The sequence below is a fragment of the Microbulbifer sp. CNSA002 genome (genome assembly GCF_047324085.1).
Lineage (GTDB): Bacteria > Pseudomonadota > Gammaproteobacteria > Pseudomonadales > Cellvibrionaceae > Microbulbifer.
The window spans coordinates 2,868,335-2,884,712 of sequence record NZ_CP172449.1 but is presented as its reverse complement, the minus strand read 5'-3'; the positions used below and the strand labels follow the sequence as shown (position 1 = coordinate 2,884,712).

The following is a 16,378-nucleotide window of genomic DNA, read 5'->3' as shown; positions in this document are numbered from 1 at the left end:
GTGCAAGATGAATGCTTTCACTACGAAATTGAAACTAGCGGTTGAAGTGGAGCAGCTGCGCTTCGCCTATCGTACAGGTCCTTCGGTTTTAGAGGTCCCTTATTGGTCAGTGCCTGTCGGTGAGCAGGTATTTTTACGTGGCCGCTCCGGTAGTGGTAAATCAACACTGCTGAACCTCCTGGCCGGTATTCTGTCAACAAAAGTTGGAAGCCTTAAGGTTCTGAGTCAACCACTGGGTACACTGAGTGAGCGCAAGCGGGATCGCTTCAGGGCGAGACATATTGGCGTTGTATTTCAGCGCTTTAACCTAATTCCCTATTTGAGTGTGGAGGACAATATTCGTGTCGCCACCCACTTTTCTGGTTTCCGTGGCGATTTTCGCGGCAGGGTTAATGAGCTGCTAACGGGACTCTGTTTAGGAGAGGAAATTTTACCCAAGAAAGTGGCCAGCTTGAGTGTCGGACAGCAACAGAGGGTGGCAATCGTGCGGGCATTGATCAATGAACCGCAGTTATTGCTGGTTGATGAGCCTACATCTGCTTTGGACCCTGAAGCGAGAGATGCTTTTGTCCAGTTGTTGATGACTGCATGTCAGCAAAAGAAATGCACTCTGATCTTTGTCAGCCACGATAGCTCTTTGGAACGACACTTCCCTCTGGTTATGGATATGCGCGAAATAAATATTGCCTGGAAACTTAGGCCCGAGTGGGACACTGCACCGGAGGCTTTAGCCGATGTTTTTTAAACTTGCTTGGCAAAGCCTGATGCAGCGTAAGGGTAGTGTGTCACTGGCCGTATTGTCTGTAGCAATCAGTTTGATTCTAATGTTGGGGATCGAGCAGTTGCGAAGCCATACTAAAAACAGCTTTAGTCGAACTGTGTCAGGGGTAGACCTTATTGTTGGGGCGCCTACGGGACAATTGAATCTCTTGTTATACAGCGTATTCCATATTGGGAATGCCAGCAATCATATTTCATGGGATAGCTACCAGGAACTTACTCACTTACCCCAGGTACGTTGGGCGATACCCCTATCCCTGGGGGATTCGCACCAAGGTTACAGGGTGGTGGGAACCTCAACGGGATTTCTCGATCACTATCGGTATGGGAATAAGAGGCCATTGGAGCTATCAACCGGCCAGAATTTTATCGATACTTTTAGTGTCATATTGGGGGCGGAGGTCGCTCGGGAACTCAACTACCAACTTGATGACACTCTCACATTGGCGCACGGTTTGGTTGGAACGCGCTTCACAGAGCATGGTGAAAACCCCTTTATCGTTAGTGGCATACTCAAGCCTACTGGTACACCAGTAGATCGAGCACTCTATGTAAGCTTGGCGGGACTGGAAGCCGTTCATGGTGCTGATGCGGAGCACGATGATCTGGTGCCTAATAACATTACTGCCTTCTTGCTCGGGCTTAATTCCCCTATAGCTACATTTCAGGTACAGAGAAAAATAAACGAATATTCGAAGGAGCCGCTGTTGGCAATATTGCCGGGCATTGCACTATCGGAGCTTTGGCAGATATCCAGTGGTATAGAAAAGGTATTATTTTTTGTCTCAGCTATGGTGGTTTTGGCTGCATTACTTGGCTTATGTATCTTACTACTTTCCACGATGCGCGAGCGCAGACTGGAGATAGCACTACTGAGAACTGTAGGTTCTGGCCCTTTGTTTTTATTCCTATTGATCCAGGCTGAGGCATTTTTGGTTTTACTTTTAGGTGCGACAATTGCTGTTTCTGGATTGATAATGGGAGGCTGGCTGGTTGAGCCAATTCTGATAGATAAATTTGGAATCTATTTGGACGGCGTTGTTATAGGCGAACATACGATTGTGCTTTTAGCTTTAGTACTGGTAAGCACATTAATTGTGGCTGCTATTCCCGCTATAAGTGCATGCCGCCAGTCTTTGGGGGATAGTGATCTTCTGCATTGACTAGAAGCTGAGGCCGAGCCAAATTCAGAGTAAGACTTTCTCTAGATTTTGATGTCAGAGGTAACCGAATATCTTTTATTTTATGGGCGATATTAGCTTTGTAATTTCTATATATTTGCTTTGTTGCCTTTCCACACCATTCGTGATCCTATTTCCAGGCTGCGAGCTTTTCCTGTCACTGGGACTATTTATATCCCGTGGCTTGTAGCAGCCTACAAACACTATCTAATAATTTTTCATGACAAGGAAATAGTTTTGAATAGGATAATACTAACAATCTTAATGTTGCTGGGTAGCCTCAATATATTTGCTTCAACCCCAGATATTGAGCAGGCCAGAGATTCCTTAGAGATTGTGAAAGAATTAACCCCCTGGCCTTGGGAAGAGCCGGTAACTCCAATTATTGAAGAGTATCTGGCAGCTGATTTTGATCAATATTCGGGAATGGCAAAATCCCACTATATGGTTGATGAGCTGCTGATGCACAAGTGGGGTCAGTCAATCACAGAATTTATTGTATTAGCCGAGCTTCTGTACACGTTTCAGCCAGAAGATTACCAGAATCAGCATAGTTCAGAATTTGATGCGGCTATTGCTGACCTGAATCTCTTCAGGTTGGCAATTAATGAGTTACTGCTTCCCCATGTACCCGGTTATAAACTGAAACAGCAAATTTTGACTAAGCGCTTTGATGGCGAGGGTATGGTAATTGCTGTCTTTGATTTGTTTGATCCGACACGCTTACAAGAGCAGCGCGAACAGTATCCCAATATTGAAGCAGAAGTTGCATTTGGTGATCCCATTACTTTCCTTCATGGTAACACCGTAATTGATATCATTTTGGATATTGCTCCGAAGGCGACTATTGTACCCGTTAGTGCCGAGAGCAAAACTTATAATGATGCAATGGCCTATATGCGGTATCGAGATGACATTAGTGTGATCAATATGAGCCGTGCATTTCATATCACCAATGACCAACTCGACCCAGAGTTTGCAGAGCATCTCTCCGCTATTTTACAAAGTAAGATTTTTACCAAGTCACTGGGAAATACAGGTACAGATCTTGAGCATAACAACACCGATGTGAGAGAGCGCTTGGAGCTACCACCACTCGGCAGCTTCTTTACCTATGACCTGGATTTAATCAGGGCATTCCTTGCTCAGAACGAAGGGCAGGCCGGTGCTGAGAATTTGTTTTTTGCAATCAACCTCCAGCCATTCTCAAATGAGATTTCACTTACGGCGACGGTTCCGGGTTACAACCCCTTGGCTATTAGGCGGAGCTTTGCTATTGCCGGCGATGCAGTATATTCAGCTTCCAGTCAAAACTTTGAGTCTGGTAGCTCTTTTGCCGCTCCTCAACTAGCGGCTGTCAGCCTATTGCTCCTTGAAATGGCAGACTACTACGGCTTTAGCAGGGTAGAAGCTGCTCAAATAGTGAGCAAGTCATTGAAAGATAATGCTCGCCGCAGTTGGTTAGGTGATCACAACACCGGGCTTGGGTTCGTTGACGCCCACCGGGCTATGAGCACTATTCTGAGAGCGAATAGCAAATAAGCTTGATTTAGTCATCGAGTTGAATGAGAGTGCGCTGGCAGGTTGAATATTTGCAGCCTGCCAGTTACCTGTATAGATGGTACTGCGGGTAAAGGAAGTGAATTGGAGTGAATATTGAACATACTTTCTGCTCATATGGGGTCCTCATTCAATGAATTATCTCCACTGTTGCAATTTGCACACACTGGGGTGAAGAGGTATGAGGGTTCTGTTGTCGTCAAACGAGGTGGAGTTATTGCGAATACTATTTGTTCAATATTTAGATTCCCGAAGGCGAGTTCAAGTTCGCAGTTAGTTGTTGATTGTGGGCACTTTTCCGATCGGATGGATTGGGTGAGAGATTTCGATGGGTTCAAGATGAGTTCATCATTTTATTCAGAAAAAAATTACCTGGTGGAAAGGCTCGGCCCTTTGGAAATGCAGTTTACCGCTCATAATGTCGACGGAGCACTTGAATATCAGTTTTCGAAAACGAAGCTATTAGGTATACCTTTGCCAAAGTTTCTTTGGCCCAAAGTCAAGGCTTATGAAACAGAGAGTGAAGGGCAGTATCAGTTCAGTGTCAGTGTGCACATGTTTTTAGTGGGGTTCATTTTATCATATGCTGGCGATCTGAAAATTACGGAGCCCGCTTGATTTAAAATGCCATTAGGGAAGAGCGATCTCAGTAACAAGCTCTTCCCCAACTACAATATATTGTTTACTTACTTGGTATTAGAGGCTTCCGCTAGTCCCTTCAGAAGTTTATGGCTATCTGTATGAGCGCCAAAGACACCTCCCTGCATAGTAATCATCTTGAGAGCCGACTCATGGTTGCCGATGTCGGTAGCCCCAGTGCAGTCTGATAGAAGCAGGCACTCGAATCCTCGATCATTGGCTTCCCTCATGGTGGTGTGTACGCAGACGTCGGTTGTAACGCCCACGAGAATCAAGTTATCGATCCCTTTAAGCTTGAGTATTAGCCCGAAGTCTGTAGAAAAGAAGGTACCTTTGCCTGGCTTATCAATAATGACCTCACCAGCTTTGGGCGCTAGTTCTGGGATCACGTCCCAACCAGGTTCCCCTCTGACTAAAATACGTCCACATGGTCCCGGGTCGCCGATACCTGCAGCAATTTGTCGTGAGCGCCAGCGTTTGTTTGGAGGGAGGTCAGAAAGGTCGGGGCGATGTCCCTCCCGGGTGTACATAATGTGGTAGTTTTCTGCCCGCATCGCATTCAATACTTGCTGGATGGGTTCGATGGGCCTGCGCATTGCCTCCAGATCATATCCCATCTTGTCGACATAGCCGCCGGGGCTGCAAAAGTCCACCTGCATATCAATAACCACGAGAGCGGTGTTTTCTGGCCTTAGATCCCCATTATATGGCCACTTGTATGGGTTGGCCTCGACAGGGCCATTTTTGTCCGATGAATCTGAAGTGCTCATTGTCAAGGCCTCTAATTATTGATAGAGAAAGTGATTGCTAATGGATAATAGCGTTGATTGAGAGCTTGATTGAATGGCAAGGCTTTATCGGGCGCACAATTCTTGCTTAGGTGAGGCATAGCTGGATTTGCATAAGTAATAAGTGTTCATCTGGTAGTGGGTTTAGGCGTATCTCTCCTATATCTTTTATTCATGAAAGGCCAAAAATACTGTGACATGTATTTTTGTGTAAACGATTCTCTTCAAGTATTTGATCAAATTTAAAAGGCGGTTTTTATTCGTATATCTAGCATATGAAATTGCGAATGCGATTTTATTGTGCGCTAAATATCTACAAACAAGATCGCGGTTGGATAGTTGAAGCTTACCTCTATATTTCGCTTCAAAGAGTTCGTTCCACTGATATGTGGAAGTGAAACGTTACACTTTTTTTATTGAAAAATTATCTATATTATCCTGCGATTCATTTTGAGTGAATTTTAGTGGAGCTTATTTGGTACTCCCTTCTGGTTTAGGAATGTAGGGATTAAAGAATGTCCGCTTATGTATTCATCTTTGAAGTTAAGAACCGTTTTTTGGCTGTAAGTAGTTAAAGGAAAGTTTGTGGAAAATCTTAAGAAGGGAATTTTCGCTGGTGTTGCATTACTGATTATCCCTATCACCATGGGGACCGTTTTCACAGTTGATGAGGGTCACGTAGGAATCGTAAAGCGATTTGGCAAGGCAGTCTCACAGGTTGACCCCGGAATTCATACGAAAGTCCCACTTATGGATAATGTGGTCGAAATCGAAGTGAGAACCCGGAAAAATGTTGAGACGATGAATGCCGCCACCGCAGAACAAATGCCATTAAAAGCAGTGACTGCGGTGAACTGGACGGTAACTCGCAGTGCGGCCATAGATTTGTATAAGCAATATGGCGGTTTGGAACAATTTGAACAGCGGATTCTTGACCCCAGGCTGAGAAGCGCCAGTAAAGCTGGTTTGGCTGAATTCAAGGCAGAGCAGATTATCCAGAACCGGAATGCAGCAATTCGACGGATTGAGGAACTCTTGGAGGAGGAAACCAAGGGGTTGCCTATGGAATTGGGAGATGTACAGATTGAGAGCATTAGTTTGCCTCCCAAGTACATCCAATCTATTGAAACCAAGCAGACTGAGTTGAACCTGGCGGCTGCCGAAAAGCACAAACTGGAACGTCAAAAGCTGGAAGCGCAACGTGAAGTGAATACGGCTAATGCGCGCCGTGATGCCACCAAAGCTAAAGCAGATGGTGAAGCCCATAAGATTCGTGTAGAAGCCGAGGCGGAAGCTTTTGCGATTCTTGAGAAAGGGGAAGCGGAAGCCGCAGCGATTAAAGCAAAAGCTGATGCTATTGCCAGAAACCATACCTTGGTTGAATATATCCGCGCGCAGCAATGGAATGGTCAGATGCCTTCAACTATTATGGGTGGCGATCAGCCAATTCTGTGGGATATGGGGAATAACTCAGACCGCAGAAATTAAGATGGCCCAAAGCTAGATTTTTGCTCGCTTTTTACACAAAAGGTTTGGCGTTTATCAATAGGAAACGCCAAGCCTAGTTTGTTCAGTTGGCAGTATTTCCTAAATTCTAAATGATGGTACAGTTATTACTTAATAAGGACTGTTTGTTAGTCTCTTAGTTACTTGACTTGCCAAGTAACTCCTCCCAATACCCGAAAGGTACTTTTCGGTGTGCTAATTACCCAGTTTATCCGGATTAAATTTATTGATGTTCCTCGGGTATTACGCACTCTAAATCAAGGAGATTCCGGTTGAAACACTTTATATGGTTTATCAGTGCTGCAATATTGGTTTTTGGTGCCAGTAACTCGGTGGTTGCAGAAGATGGGGGCTCATGTAGCAAGTTATGTACTTTTGTGCTCAAGAATAGTCGGACCTCAGAATATACGGTAATTAATAGGGAGAGGGCAGCCAAGCAGTTCACACCATTCTCTACTTTTAAGGTTCCCAATACCCTTATTGCACTTGACTTGGGTTTAGTTGAGAACCTGTTACAAGAGCTAACCTATAATCATGACAAATACCCAGCTAAAGAGTGGTGGCCTACAATCTGGTCAGAAAGGCCTTTGACGATTCGCGAAGCATTTCAAAATTCAGCGGTTCCGATCTATCAGCAATTAGCAACGGAGATTGGCGCCAAGAGAATGAATCAGTATTTGGCAGGTTTTAATTATGGTAATCGGGATGCTTCGTCTGGTATTGATACCTTCTGGCTCAATCAGAGTATCAAAATATCAGCGTTGGAGCAGGTAGACTTCCTGGAGCGTTTATTTACTGGTCAATTACCTGTATCGCAGTCAGCTATATATAAATTTAAAGAAGTGATGCTGGTAGAGGAGACCGATGCCTATAAGTTATATGCAAAAACAGGAGGAGGGCCATTAGCTAAGAATAAGGCTTTAGGTTGGTATATTGGAATTGTAGAGTCCAATAACAATATTCATTATTTTGCGATTAACATAGATGGCAGCAGTTTTCGGGAAGTACAAAAGAAAAGAATTGAAATTGCCAGAAAAAAACTATCTGAGTTGGGGGTTATTTAGGCTCTTGTGGTACGTCTGTTTTTGCAGTGGTTAGGGCTTTTTGATTGATTGTTGTGAGTCAATCGGCATAATGGCAATCAAATTCACTTTCATATGGGGCTTCCTATGGGAACTCAAGCTGTAAAAGTTATATTTGCTTTATTCATCAGCAGCTTTTGCTCATTATGCTTGGCTGCCGATAAAGTAGCCAATTTGGATAAGCTTATGCTTGTATCGGGTTTCACCAAGCAGGTTGAGGGGTTTCCTGAGCTAGTAAAATCTGGATTTACGGAAGGCGTGCAGCAGGGAGCACCAATTCCTCAGGATAAACTGCAGAAGATTCTTGAAAGTGCAGATAATACAATTTTACCGTCCATCATTATGGATGAAGTGCGCTCGTCACTGAGTACTTCTCTGACCGATAAAGATGTTGAGGTCTTATTGGCTTGGTATGAGTCAGATATCGGTAAGAAAATTACCAAGGCTGAAGAGGAAGGAAGCTCTGAAGAGGCATTCCAGAATTTGATGGCTAATGCACAGCAGTTGATGGCTGACACAAAGCGCGTTGAAATGGCAACTCGTATTGATCAGCTTGTTGGTGCTACCGATATGGCGATGGAGATGCAGATCTCTACGGGTATTGCTGTCTATTCCGCAGTTATGGCAGTGATGGCTCCCGGCCAAGAGATCAATCTAGATGCTTATAAGGCACAAATGGAGGCAATGAAGCCCCAGATGCGTCAAAATGTTGAGCAATTTGTTACCCTATCTTTCGTGCAAACTTATCAAGGCTTCGACGATGCAAGCTTAGCGAAATATGAGGAGTTCTTGAGCCAACCAGAAGCTAAAAAATTCAATTCCTCTTCAATGGCAGGGCTTAATAAAGCTTTAACACAAGTAATCGGCCGTTGGTCCGGTGATATGGCTTCTATACTTAAAAACGAAGCGAACTGATTATGGGATAGGGAGCTCCTGAATATCTTTATACTTCTTAATTAGAGTATTTAGGGGGTTCTCGGCCTACCGCCTGCATCCATACTAGCTGTAAAGGAAGCAGGCGGTATGACCATCACACTTTTACCTTTCCGTTCTATACCCTAAAGTGAGTCTCATAGGTTTGTTAGTTATTTGATAAAATAGCTTGTCAATTCAAATCATTATATTCTCTTGCACTTCTACAGTCCGATTCGCTGGAATGCGGTAATAGTCTATAGCACTACTTGAATTCCTTACCATGGCGGCAAAGATCCGCTCTCGCCAATTTGCCATTTTGCTATAGCCGCCTTTAACAGGAAATATGTTATATCGGCAGGTAAAGAAAGAAGACTTACTTGGATCTATATCCAAAAGGTGCATTTTGTTGAGTTTATTTATGGCCCCTTCGACATCTGGGCGTTCCATATATCCATAACGTAATATTAGCCTGAAACATCCCTCTCTGATCTTGCTAATGATTGCTCGGTTCTTTGGGAGTACTTTTGGTGTGTTGGCCGACGTAACGGTTAGGAAAAGATTCTTTTCATGAAGGACACTATTGTGCTTCAAATTGTATATCAGGGCATGAGGTACAAAGAGTTGATTGGTTCCCACAAATATTGCAGTTCCAGGTACTCGTAATGGGGGATTATCAAAAAGTGAGTTTAAATAGGGCTCTAATTTAAAATTTTTCCCCTGTAAGTAACAATTTATCGCTTTTTTTCCATCTCTCCAAGTAATCATCAGCATCGCAATAAAGGCGGCTAAACTTATAGAGAACCACCCCCCGTGGCCTATCTTTGCCAGGTTTGAAGTAACAAAGGCAAAATCAATAAAAGCAAAGAATGAGCCGACAGCCAGGCAAATTATCAGATTGTATTTGAGGTAGTGACGATACACGATTGCTGCAATGCAGGAGGTAATCAACATTGCGCCACTCACTGATACACCATAAGCACTAGCCAGGTGGACTGAGCTTCCAAAGAGAATTGCCACCAGTATTACCGCTGTCATTAATAGGTAATTGACACCGGGCATATAGACTTGTCCCGCGAGTGCTGATGACGTGTGCCGGATGGCAAAACGGGGCATCAAGCCAAGTTGGATTCCTTGTTTTGTCAGGGAGAAGGTCCCCGAGATACAGGCCTGGGAAGCGATGCAGGTTGCTACAGTTGCAAGAATAATCATTGGGTAGAGCGACCAGTCCGGGTACATCCGGTAAAAGGGGTTGTCTACCGCAGAGGTGTCACTAATAAGTAGAGCGCCCTGTCCCATATAGTTCAACACCAGGGCGGGGAACACCAAACCTATCCAGGCAATTCTTATAGGCATACGTCCAAAATGCCCCATGTCGGTATATAGAGCCTCTCCTCCGGTAAACACCAGTAATACTGCACCTAATATCCAGAATGAAGCCATGCCATGGTTAGTGAGGAAGCTCAAAGCATGCAGCGGATTGACGGAATGGAGGATTACAGGGTTTTGGAGCACCCAGTAAAGGCCCGCGAGCAGCAAAACTAAGAACCAGATGGCGGTGATCGGGCCGAACAGTTTCCCCACGGTTTCGGTGCCGAAGCGTTGCACAAAAAACAATCCAAAGAGTATGCCGATAGAAATTGGCAGGATAAACGGTTTTAGAGTCTTGTTGACTATCTCCAGTCCTTCGACTGCGGAGAGAACGGAGATGGCTGGTGTGATAACGGCATCACCAAAAAATAGTGCCGCCCCACAGATCCCTCCGCCGATAATAAGCTTTCTTAATAATTCTCGCCCTTTTGTCGCTTCCAGGGCCAGTGTCATCAGCGCCATGATCCCACCTTCCCCTCGGTTGTCCAGGCGCATTACCAATATGACGTACTTAATAGTGACAATGAGGGTAAGTGCCCAGAAGACAGCAGAGACCCCACCAATAATGGTCTCGGTGTTATGGGGAATTCCAAACCGGGGGTGGAAAATCAGTTTAAAGGCGTAGAGTGGGCTAGTGCCGATATCACCAAATACAACCCCGAGAGCGGCAAGTGATAGAACCCAGTGTTTTCTTGCGCCTTCTGAGCGAGATTCCATTTGCAACTCTTATCATCCGGTGTCATACAAAGGCAGTGATTTAAGACTTATCAGGGAGTTTGCTGTCATCACTTGGATGGTGGATATCAGCGCGCAAGAAATTAATTTTCCCTGAGACTGATCTTAGCAATACATTGCTAAGGCACCATGTGAGCTACTGTGCAGGGTGCAAACTTACAAGCCGATAAAGTGAGATGTAAGAGAGGTATCCGCGTAATTGAGCAATCGTGACAGGCAGTTATAAAAACAGCTCTTTTGGCGGGGATCTTATTGTTAGTAAGGCGGGACTACAGGAGCCTCCCCAATGAAAGCATCGGACCTTTTTATTCGTGCCCTGGAGAAAGAGGGCGTTGAGTATATCTTCGCGATTCCTGGTGAGGAAAACCTGGATATGCTGGAGTCTTTGCGGGGCTCAAAGATAAAACTAATTGTCACGCGCCATGAACAGGGTGCCGGTTTTATGGCTGCCACCTATGGTCGGCTTACGGGCAAGCCAGGTGTCTGTATGTCTACTTTAGGTCCGGGGGCCACGAATCTGGTGACTGCCGCAGCTTATGCCCAGCTCGGTGGAATGCCGATGGTGATGGTCACCGGTCAAAAACCTATCAAAAGTTCCAAGCAAGGGCAGTTTCAGATTATTGATATTGTTGACATGATGCGCCCCCTGACCAAATTCACCAAGACAATCGTGGGGGGCGACTATGTGCCAGCTCATGTCCGTGAAGCCTTTCGGCAATCTGAAGAGGAGCGGCCGGGGGCAACCCACTTGGAATTTCCTGAAGATATTGCCCGTGAACACTCCACCATGCCGGTCTTGGAGCCCAGCTATAACCGCAGGCCAATTGCCGAAGAGAAGGCAGTGCGCAAAGCTGCAGAAGCGATTGAGGCATCCCGTAAACCTCTGCTGTTGGTGGGAGCAGGCGCAAACCGTAAATTAACCGCCAAAATGTTGCGCAAGTTTGTCGACAAGCTGGGTATTCCGGTGGTGACAACTCAGATGGGTAAGGGAGTAATTGATGAATCGGGACCGCACTTTATTGGCAATACCGCGCTATCCGACGGGGATTTTGTTCACCGGGCCATTGAGCAGGCCGACCTGATTATCAATGTGGGCCACGATGTTGTAGAAAAACCGCCTTTCTTTATGCGTCCCGGTGGCCCGGAAGTTGTACATATCAACTTCAATTCAGCGCAGGTGGATCCAGTCTACTTCCCGCAGATAGAGGTGGTTGGCGATATTGCCAACAGCTTGTGGCAGCTGGACCAGCACTTGGAACCCCAGGATCACTGGAGCTTTACCGATGCGCACCGTATCCGTGCCGCGCTTCAAAAGCACATCCAGGAGGGCTCAAATACCACCACTTTCCCAATTCGTCCGCAACGACTGGTAAAGGATCTCCGCGAAGTAATGCCGGAGAAGGGCATTATTGCGCTTGATAATGGCATGTTCAAAATCTGGTTCGCGCGGAATTATCCTGCTTTAGCCCCGAATACCGTGCTGCTCGACAACGCACTGGCAACGATGGGGGCGGGCTTGCCTTCGGCAATGGCTGCCAAGTTGGTGTGTCCAGACCGCCGTGTGGTCGCAATTTGTGGGGATGGGGGCTTTATGATGAACTCCCAGGAGATTGAAACGGCGGTTCGCTTAAAGCTTGACCTTATCGTACTTATTTTGCGCGATGATGCCTACGGAATGATCAAGTGGAAGCAGGCCATGATGGAGTTTGATAACTTTGGTCTGGATTTTGGTAACCCTGATTTTGTCGACTATGCAAAATCCTATGGTGCTCATGGCCACAGAATAACGGCCACGGATGAGTTTAAGCCGATGATAGAAAAATGTTGCAGGGCGGGTGGAGTCCATCTCGTGGATGTGCCCGTGGATTACAGCCACAACGACCGTATCCTGAATCATGAAATTCGCGAGTTGTCGAGTAAGTTGTAGGGGTAGCCGGCTCGGGTAAGGTAGTTGTAACAGGGAGGCGTTCGACTTTCTTTTAAACAAGCTCCTCGGGCCCAAGTACTTTAAAGTAGGGGCCAATATCCAGCCTTATGGAGGACATGGCAATCTTGATCATTTCTCTGCGATCTTCGAGTATGTCCTCCTTAGCTATTCCATGTAGAACCATATAATCTTCATATTTCCCGGTAATAAAGTCCTCTTTCCGTATACCTTCGTAAGCTCTACATAAAACTCCATGAAGGTTCTCTATGAATTGGCGGCGGCTCTGCATTGTTTGTCGGGGCCCATGCTCGACTTCGAGTTCATGAGCATGTTCATAGTTGATATTCACCAAGCAAAAATTTGTTTTGTTCTCTTTCCAGGCTCTTGCCGCCTGGTTGAGTTCTACGATCAGGGTGAAGGGTAGGTCAGCGAACATAGGGTTATGGTCAGTAAAATCGAGAAATGCATAGCCAGCTCTTAGGTAGCTACTGGCGCGTTCCGTAATGTCGTAGCTGTGAATGTCCCCGGTGCGTATGGATTCGCTGTCGGTATCTTTCTGGCAGTTGAGGCACAAAAAACCTATCTCCACTTCTGAGCTGGCATGGCCGCAAGCATTGCAAATAAGTAGTGTGCCGGGTTTGTCGTAGTCACTGCCGAAGTGTAAAAGCTCCTTTCGACATTTGGGGCAAATTAGGTCTTCACCTTCCCTGAAGTCAGCTTCGCGTCCCAGGTAGGCGCAGCTGAAATGGTGCAGATAGAAGTCTTCGGTAAGGTTAGAGGATCTGCATACCGCGCACTCTTCACGGACATTAAACTGGGAACCTCCACAGCCGTTACAGATATGGCGTCGATCGAAAAACTTGCCCTGTAGAAATCCTGATTCGATCAGTTTTTCACATTCCGTCACAACCGTCGGGCTATCGAGGATAATATTAAAATCAACAGTAGCTTTGGAGTTGGGGCTATAGTGCGGCGAGAGACTTACGCCAGATACAAATAATCGCGCTAGTATTTTGTCGCTATCTTTCTGAGTGGTGTGGAAATCCAGGTGGACTTGCGCGCGCCGATAGTGAAAGTCGTCAATAACCTGGCTCACAACGGGCATATCCTGCGCACTAAGCTTTGAGCAATCCAGATCTGCCTTCTCGCCGACTGTTCCAGTGAGATCAATAACCGGGAGTAGATACAAGCCACCACGCATATGCCATATATGCGTCAGGTCATCTACTGATGCTGGCTCCTCAATTAAAATAGCGTCTTTGGATTCACCGGTATGCGATGTCACCTTAGAGTCGCCGGGCCAGCGAAAAAAGCTATATTCGTCACTTAAAAAGGAGATGCTGATTCCTCCACACCTATATAACAGCTGGCGTTTGAAAGATTAACTGAGTGTTTTAGCTTATTTCATGCCAGTTATGCGTAACTGTGTAGCCTGTAGTGTATATGGCGTCCCTTTAACTGAATAGATTGTTGAGTATTTAAGAAAAGATAGGTGAAAAATTGGCAATAGGCAGGGATAGGTGCCCTACGTCCCTGGCGGGAATTAGGAATAATTGTATGACATAGAAGGTAGTCGTCATCTGGGGAAGTTAATTAATAAATTTATCAATAATGACATCAATCCAGTCAATCTTTAGGGTTATGGTAACTTTCTCGTTCACCGGAAATTTTGATGGGTCAAGTAAGACTATTTTCGCTAACTGATTACGCGATGTGGGCTTGAATGTATTTTGGAACTCCTGGGGTAGTGCGGCTGAGAGGGGGATCATTTCTACAAGTACCCCTTTGTCTTTAAAGCGTCCACCAGTAACCAATACCTCCATTCCAGGCTTGATCACGAATTGATATTGATTGGGTAGATAGGCTAGGACATAGGCTTCCCCGGTGTAGATAGACATAAGGGGCTCCCCAGCATCATAGACATTGCCGACATGGGGGACTGAAGCCCCAACTAGACCAGAAGTGGGGCTTTGAATAATACCGTTATTGTAATGCTCCTCCAGTTTTCTTAGCGCTTGTTCGGAGCGATAAATTGCCTCATCAACAGATCTACGTTTTCCTTCCAGGGTGGCGCTTTCAACTTGTAATTTTACCAGGGTCTCACTGGCCTCGAAGTTATCTTTCAATACATCTTGGTAACCGACTTCGCTGACTACTCCTCTATTTGCAAGTTTATTGATTCTATCTACGATTCGGCCAATTTGTACTTTACGCTCCTTGGCGGGAGTAAGTAGTTTTTTTGCAGTCTCTGCCAATAAAGTGAATTCAGCAGAAATCTGTATTAGGTTAGCTTGGCGGGTGGAGAGATCGGCTATTCGCTCCAGTAGCTCCATTGATTCAATCCTTAAGAGTAGCTCGCCCTCTCGAACAGCTTGCCCTTCATCTACGGCAACCTCTACCACTTTTACCAAGTAGCCCATTTCAATAACGCTTTGATCGCGTAGTACCAACCCATCGCTTCGTAGTAAAAACCAGTCGCCCCATATATATCGGATAACACCAATGCCAAATAAGATTAACAAAGCCAGATATATTCGTCGGCTGGCAGATCCCCGGGTTTTTCGCTGCTCGCTTTCGAAGCTATCTGGGCGTAGTCGTTTTCGCAGAGCCTTCATTCAAGCTACTCACGAACACGGTGTACTTTTAAAGGGGCGAAAGAATCTTTATAGGATGTTCTAAAGATCCATTCCTGAACATAAGCATACAGTCTTACGACTCGCATAAAGTTTACATAAAAGATGCTATAGGCAGGAATATAGGGCCAAAGGGGAAGTGACTTGACTTTTGGGGTTGCGTAAGAAGCTAAAGCAAAGGTAATTGTATCGAGTGCAATTAATACAACCTGGGCTCCCGCTAAAATAAACCAGGCATTTTCGCCATAACGCACGAATAGCCAGATTAAATAGACGGGTAAAGCTATTGCGGCAATAACATTGAAAACCAGGAATTCATATTGGTGAAAAAACTCTTTTAGCTGCATTCCTTGGCGGAACGGATTAATAAAATGCAGGTACTTGCGGTAACGAAGACGAATAGCATCCCGTTCCCACCTAAAGCGCTGGCGCATTAGAACGGTTATGCTGGTGGGAACATCGGTATAACAAATCGCCTCAGGTGCAAATTCCACTTTCCAACCGTAATCCCGCAAACGAAAGGTGATATCTAAGTCTTCTCCTCCGCCGGCATCAAAGCCGCCAATTTGATTCATTGCGGATACCCTAAAAGCACTGAAGGCACCGGAGGCACAACACATTTGGTCGAGCATCGCTAGAGAGTGTCGCCCCAAGCAAATACTGATTACATATTCAATGGCCTGGAATGAGCTGAGTATATTTTCTGTGGAGTTTCGGACAATTACATTACCTGAAACCACGCCAACCCTGGGATCTGCAAAGCCTTGCATCACGTATTTCATAGCGTGGCGATCGAAGGTGCAATCGCAATCAATTGAGGCGATAAAGTCGCCAGTTGAAAATCTCTGTCCTAAGTTGAGGGCTGAGGCCTTGCCTCCACGCAGTTCTGTTGCATGAGCGCCATCCAAGCGACCTTTATTTTGTAGGTAGTGAATATCGTCTCGGGTTTTATCCGTGGAGCCATCGCTAATCGCAATTACTTCGTAGGGGATATAGCTCTGTTCCTGTAATCGCTCGCCACACTTTTCGATAGAGTTTTCCTCGTTGTGACCGGCAATAACTGCAGTGAGCCTGCCCAGGGATTCAATGTCCTCTTCGAATTCAGGTTTGGAGGCGAAAAAAAATACAGAGGTAAAAAATGACATTAAATATCTGGGGAATTCGAGTACCACGACAATCCAAAACATCGTAAAGAGAGTGGCGTAGCTCTGAGTGGCAAAGAAAGTAATTCCGTCATCGATCATTTCCCACATTTAGGTTTGCT

Annotated in this window: 13 protein-coding genes; 8 read left to right on the top strand and 5 right to left on the bottom strand. The window is 45.6% G+C overall.

The annotated features are described in order from the left end of the window. The first annotated feature begins 7 nt into the window (after window positions 1–7). The 4 genes from ACG1BZ_RS12820 to ACG1BZ_RS12805 all read left to right on the top strand — a co-directional run bounded on the left by ACG1BZ_RS12820 (window position 8) and on the right by ACG1BZ_RS12805 (window position 4,139). A complete protein-coding gene (locus tag ACG1BZ_RS12820; protein ID WP_413662152.1) occupies window positions 8–745 on the top strand; it encodes an ABC transporter ATP-binding protein in 738 nt (245 codons plus the stop codon). Then, complete coding sequence (locus ACG1BZ_RS12815) at window positions 735–1,943, top strand: ABC transporter permease (protein ID WP_413662151.1); 1,209 nt, start codon at window positions 735–737, stop codon at window positions 1,941–1,943. Before ACG1BZ_RS12820 ends, ACG1BZ_RS12815 begins: the two co-directional genes overlap by 11 nt. A 255-nt stretch (window positions 1,944–2,198) precedes the next feature. Further along, window positions 2,199–3,503 (top strand): hypothetical protein, encoded by a 1,305-nt coding sequence (locus ACG1BZ_RS12810; RefSeq protein ID WP_413662150.1) that lies wholly within the window; start codon window positions 2,199–2,201, stop codon window positions 3,501–3,503. Between the two features lie 114 nt (window positions 3,504–3,617). Continuing rightward, complete coding sequence (locus tag ACG1BZ_RS12805) at window positions 3,618–4,139, top strand: DUF4166 domain-containing protein (RefSeq protein WP_413662149.1); 522 nt, start codon at window positions 3,618–3,620, stop codon at window positions 4,137–4,139. Between the two features lie 68 nt (window positions 4,140–4,207). Here ACG1BZ_RS12805 and ACG1BZ_RS12800 read toward each other — a convergent pair whose 3' ends face one another. Further along, window positions 4,208–4,930, bottom strand: coding sequence for a cysteine hydrolase family protein (locus ACG1BZ_RS12800; RefSeq protein ID WP_413662148.1), 723 nt, complete (start codon window positions 4,928–4,930; stop codon window positions 4,208–4,210). A gap of 603 nt (window positions 4,931–5,533) precedes the next feature. On the opposite strand from ACG1BZ_RS12800, the gene ACG1BZ_RS12795 reads away from it, so the two are divergent. From ACG1BZ_RS12795 to ACG1BZ_RS12785, 3 genes are all read left to right on the top strand, one after another. Beyond that, entirely contained in the window at window positions 5,534–6,436 is a 903-nt protein-coding gene (locus ACG1BZ_RS12795; RefSeq protein WP_413662147.1) for a prohibitin family protein, read from the top strand. 290 nt (window positions 6,437–6,726) lie between these two features. Continuing rightward, entirely contained in the window at window positions 6,727–7,518 is a 792-nt protein-coding gene (locus ACG1BZ_RS12790) for a penicillin-binding transpeptidase domain-containing protein (RefSeq protein WP_413662146.1), read from the top strand. A 105-nt stretch (window positions 7,519–7,623) separates the two neighbouring features. Then, window positions 7,624–8,451 (top strand): DUF2059 domain-containing protein, encoded by an 828-nt coding sequence (locus tag ACG1BZ_RS12785; RefSeq protein ID WP_413662145.1) that lies wholly within the window; start codon window positions 7,624–7,626, stop codon window positions 8,449–8,451. A gap of 195 nt (window positions 8,452–8,646) precedes the next feature. Here the strand turns inward: ACG1BZ_RS12785 and ACG1BZ_RS12780 are convergent, their stop codons facing one another. After that, the gene (locus ACG1BZ_RS12780) at window positions 8,647–10,536 is read right to left on the bottom strand and encodes a potassium transporter Kup (protein ID WP_413662144.1); all 1,890 of its coding nucleotides are present in this window, start codon (window positions 10,534–10,536) and stop codon (window positions 8,647–8,649) included. Between the two features lie 304 nt (window positions 10,537–10,840). Between ACG1BZ_RS12780 and ACG1BZ_RS12775 the strand changes: the two genes are divergently transcribed. Beyond that, on the top strand, window positions 10,841–12,481 hold the full coding sequence (locus tag ACG1BZ_RS12775) for an acetolactate synthase large subunit (protein ID WP_413662143.1): 1,641 nt from the start codon (window positions 10,841–10,843) through the stop codon (window positions 12,479–12,481). A gap of 52 nt (window positions 12,482–12,533) precedes the next feature. On the opposite strand, the gene ACG1BZ_RS12770 is transcribed toward ACG1BZ_RS12775, so the two are convergent. From ACG1BZ_RS12770 to ACG1BZ_RS12760, 3 genes are all read right to left on the bottom strand, one after another. After that, a complete protein-coding gene (locus ACG1BZ_RS12770; RefSeq protein ID WP_413662142.1) occupies window positions 12,534–13,766 on the bottom strand; it encodes a hypothetical protein in 1,233 nt (410 codons plus the stop codon). Window positions 13,767–14,070: 304 nt separating this feature from the next. Further along, window positions 14,071–15,096, bottom strand: a complete 1,026-nt coding sequence (locus ACG1BZ_RS12765; RefSeq protein WP_413662141.1) for an HlyD family secretion protein — start codon at window positions 15,094–15,096, stop codon at window positions 14,071–14,073. A gap of 5 nt (window positions 15,097–15,101) precedes the next feature. Further along, entirely contained in the window at window positions 15,102–16,367 is a 1,266-nt protein-coding gene (locus ACG1BZ_RS12760) for a glycosyltransferase family 2 protein (protein ID WP_282932988.1), read from the bottom strand. Between the last annotated feature and the right edge of the window lie 11 nt (window positions 16,368–16,378).

What these genes read in the sequence shown, in the direction of transcription:
- ACG1BZ_RS12765 (WP_413662141.1), bottom strand. Translation starts at nt 15,096, where the DNA reads ATGAAGGCTCTGCGAAAACGACTACGCCCAGATAGCTTCGAAAGCGAG.
- ACG1BZ_RS12780 (WP_413662144.1), bottom strand. Translation starts at nt 10,536, where the DNA reads ATGGAATCTCGCTCAGAAGGCGCAAGAAAACACTGGGTTCTATCACTT.
- ACG1BZ_RS12760 (WP_282932988.1), bottom strand. Translation starts at nt 16,367, where the DNA reads ATGTGGGAAATGATCGATGACGGAATTACTTTCTTTGCCACTCAGAGC.
- ACG1BZ_RS12800 (WP_413662148.1), bottom strand. Translation starts at nt 4,930, where the DNA reads ATGAGCACTTCAGATTCATCGGACAAAAATGGCCCTGTCGAGGCCAAC.
- ACG1BZ_RS12775 (WP_413662143.1), top strand. Translation starts at nt 10,841, where the DNA reads ATGAAAGCATCGGACCTTTTTATTCGTGCCCTGGAGAAAGAGGGCGTT.
- ACG1BZ_RS12785 (WP_413662145.1), top strand. Translation starts at nt 7,624, where the DNA reads ATGGGAACTCAAGCTGTAAAAGTTATATTTGCTTTATTCATCAGCAGC.
- ACG1BZ_RS12820 (WP_413662152.1), top strand. Translation starts at nt 8, where the DNA reads ATGAATGCTTTCACTACGAAATTGAAACTAGCGGTTGAAGTGGAGCAG.
- ACG1BZ_RS12815 (WP_413662151.1), top strand. Translation starts at nt 735, where the DNA reads ATGTTTTTTAAACTTGCTTGGCAAAGCCTGATGCAGCGTAAGGGTAGT.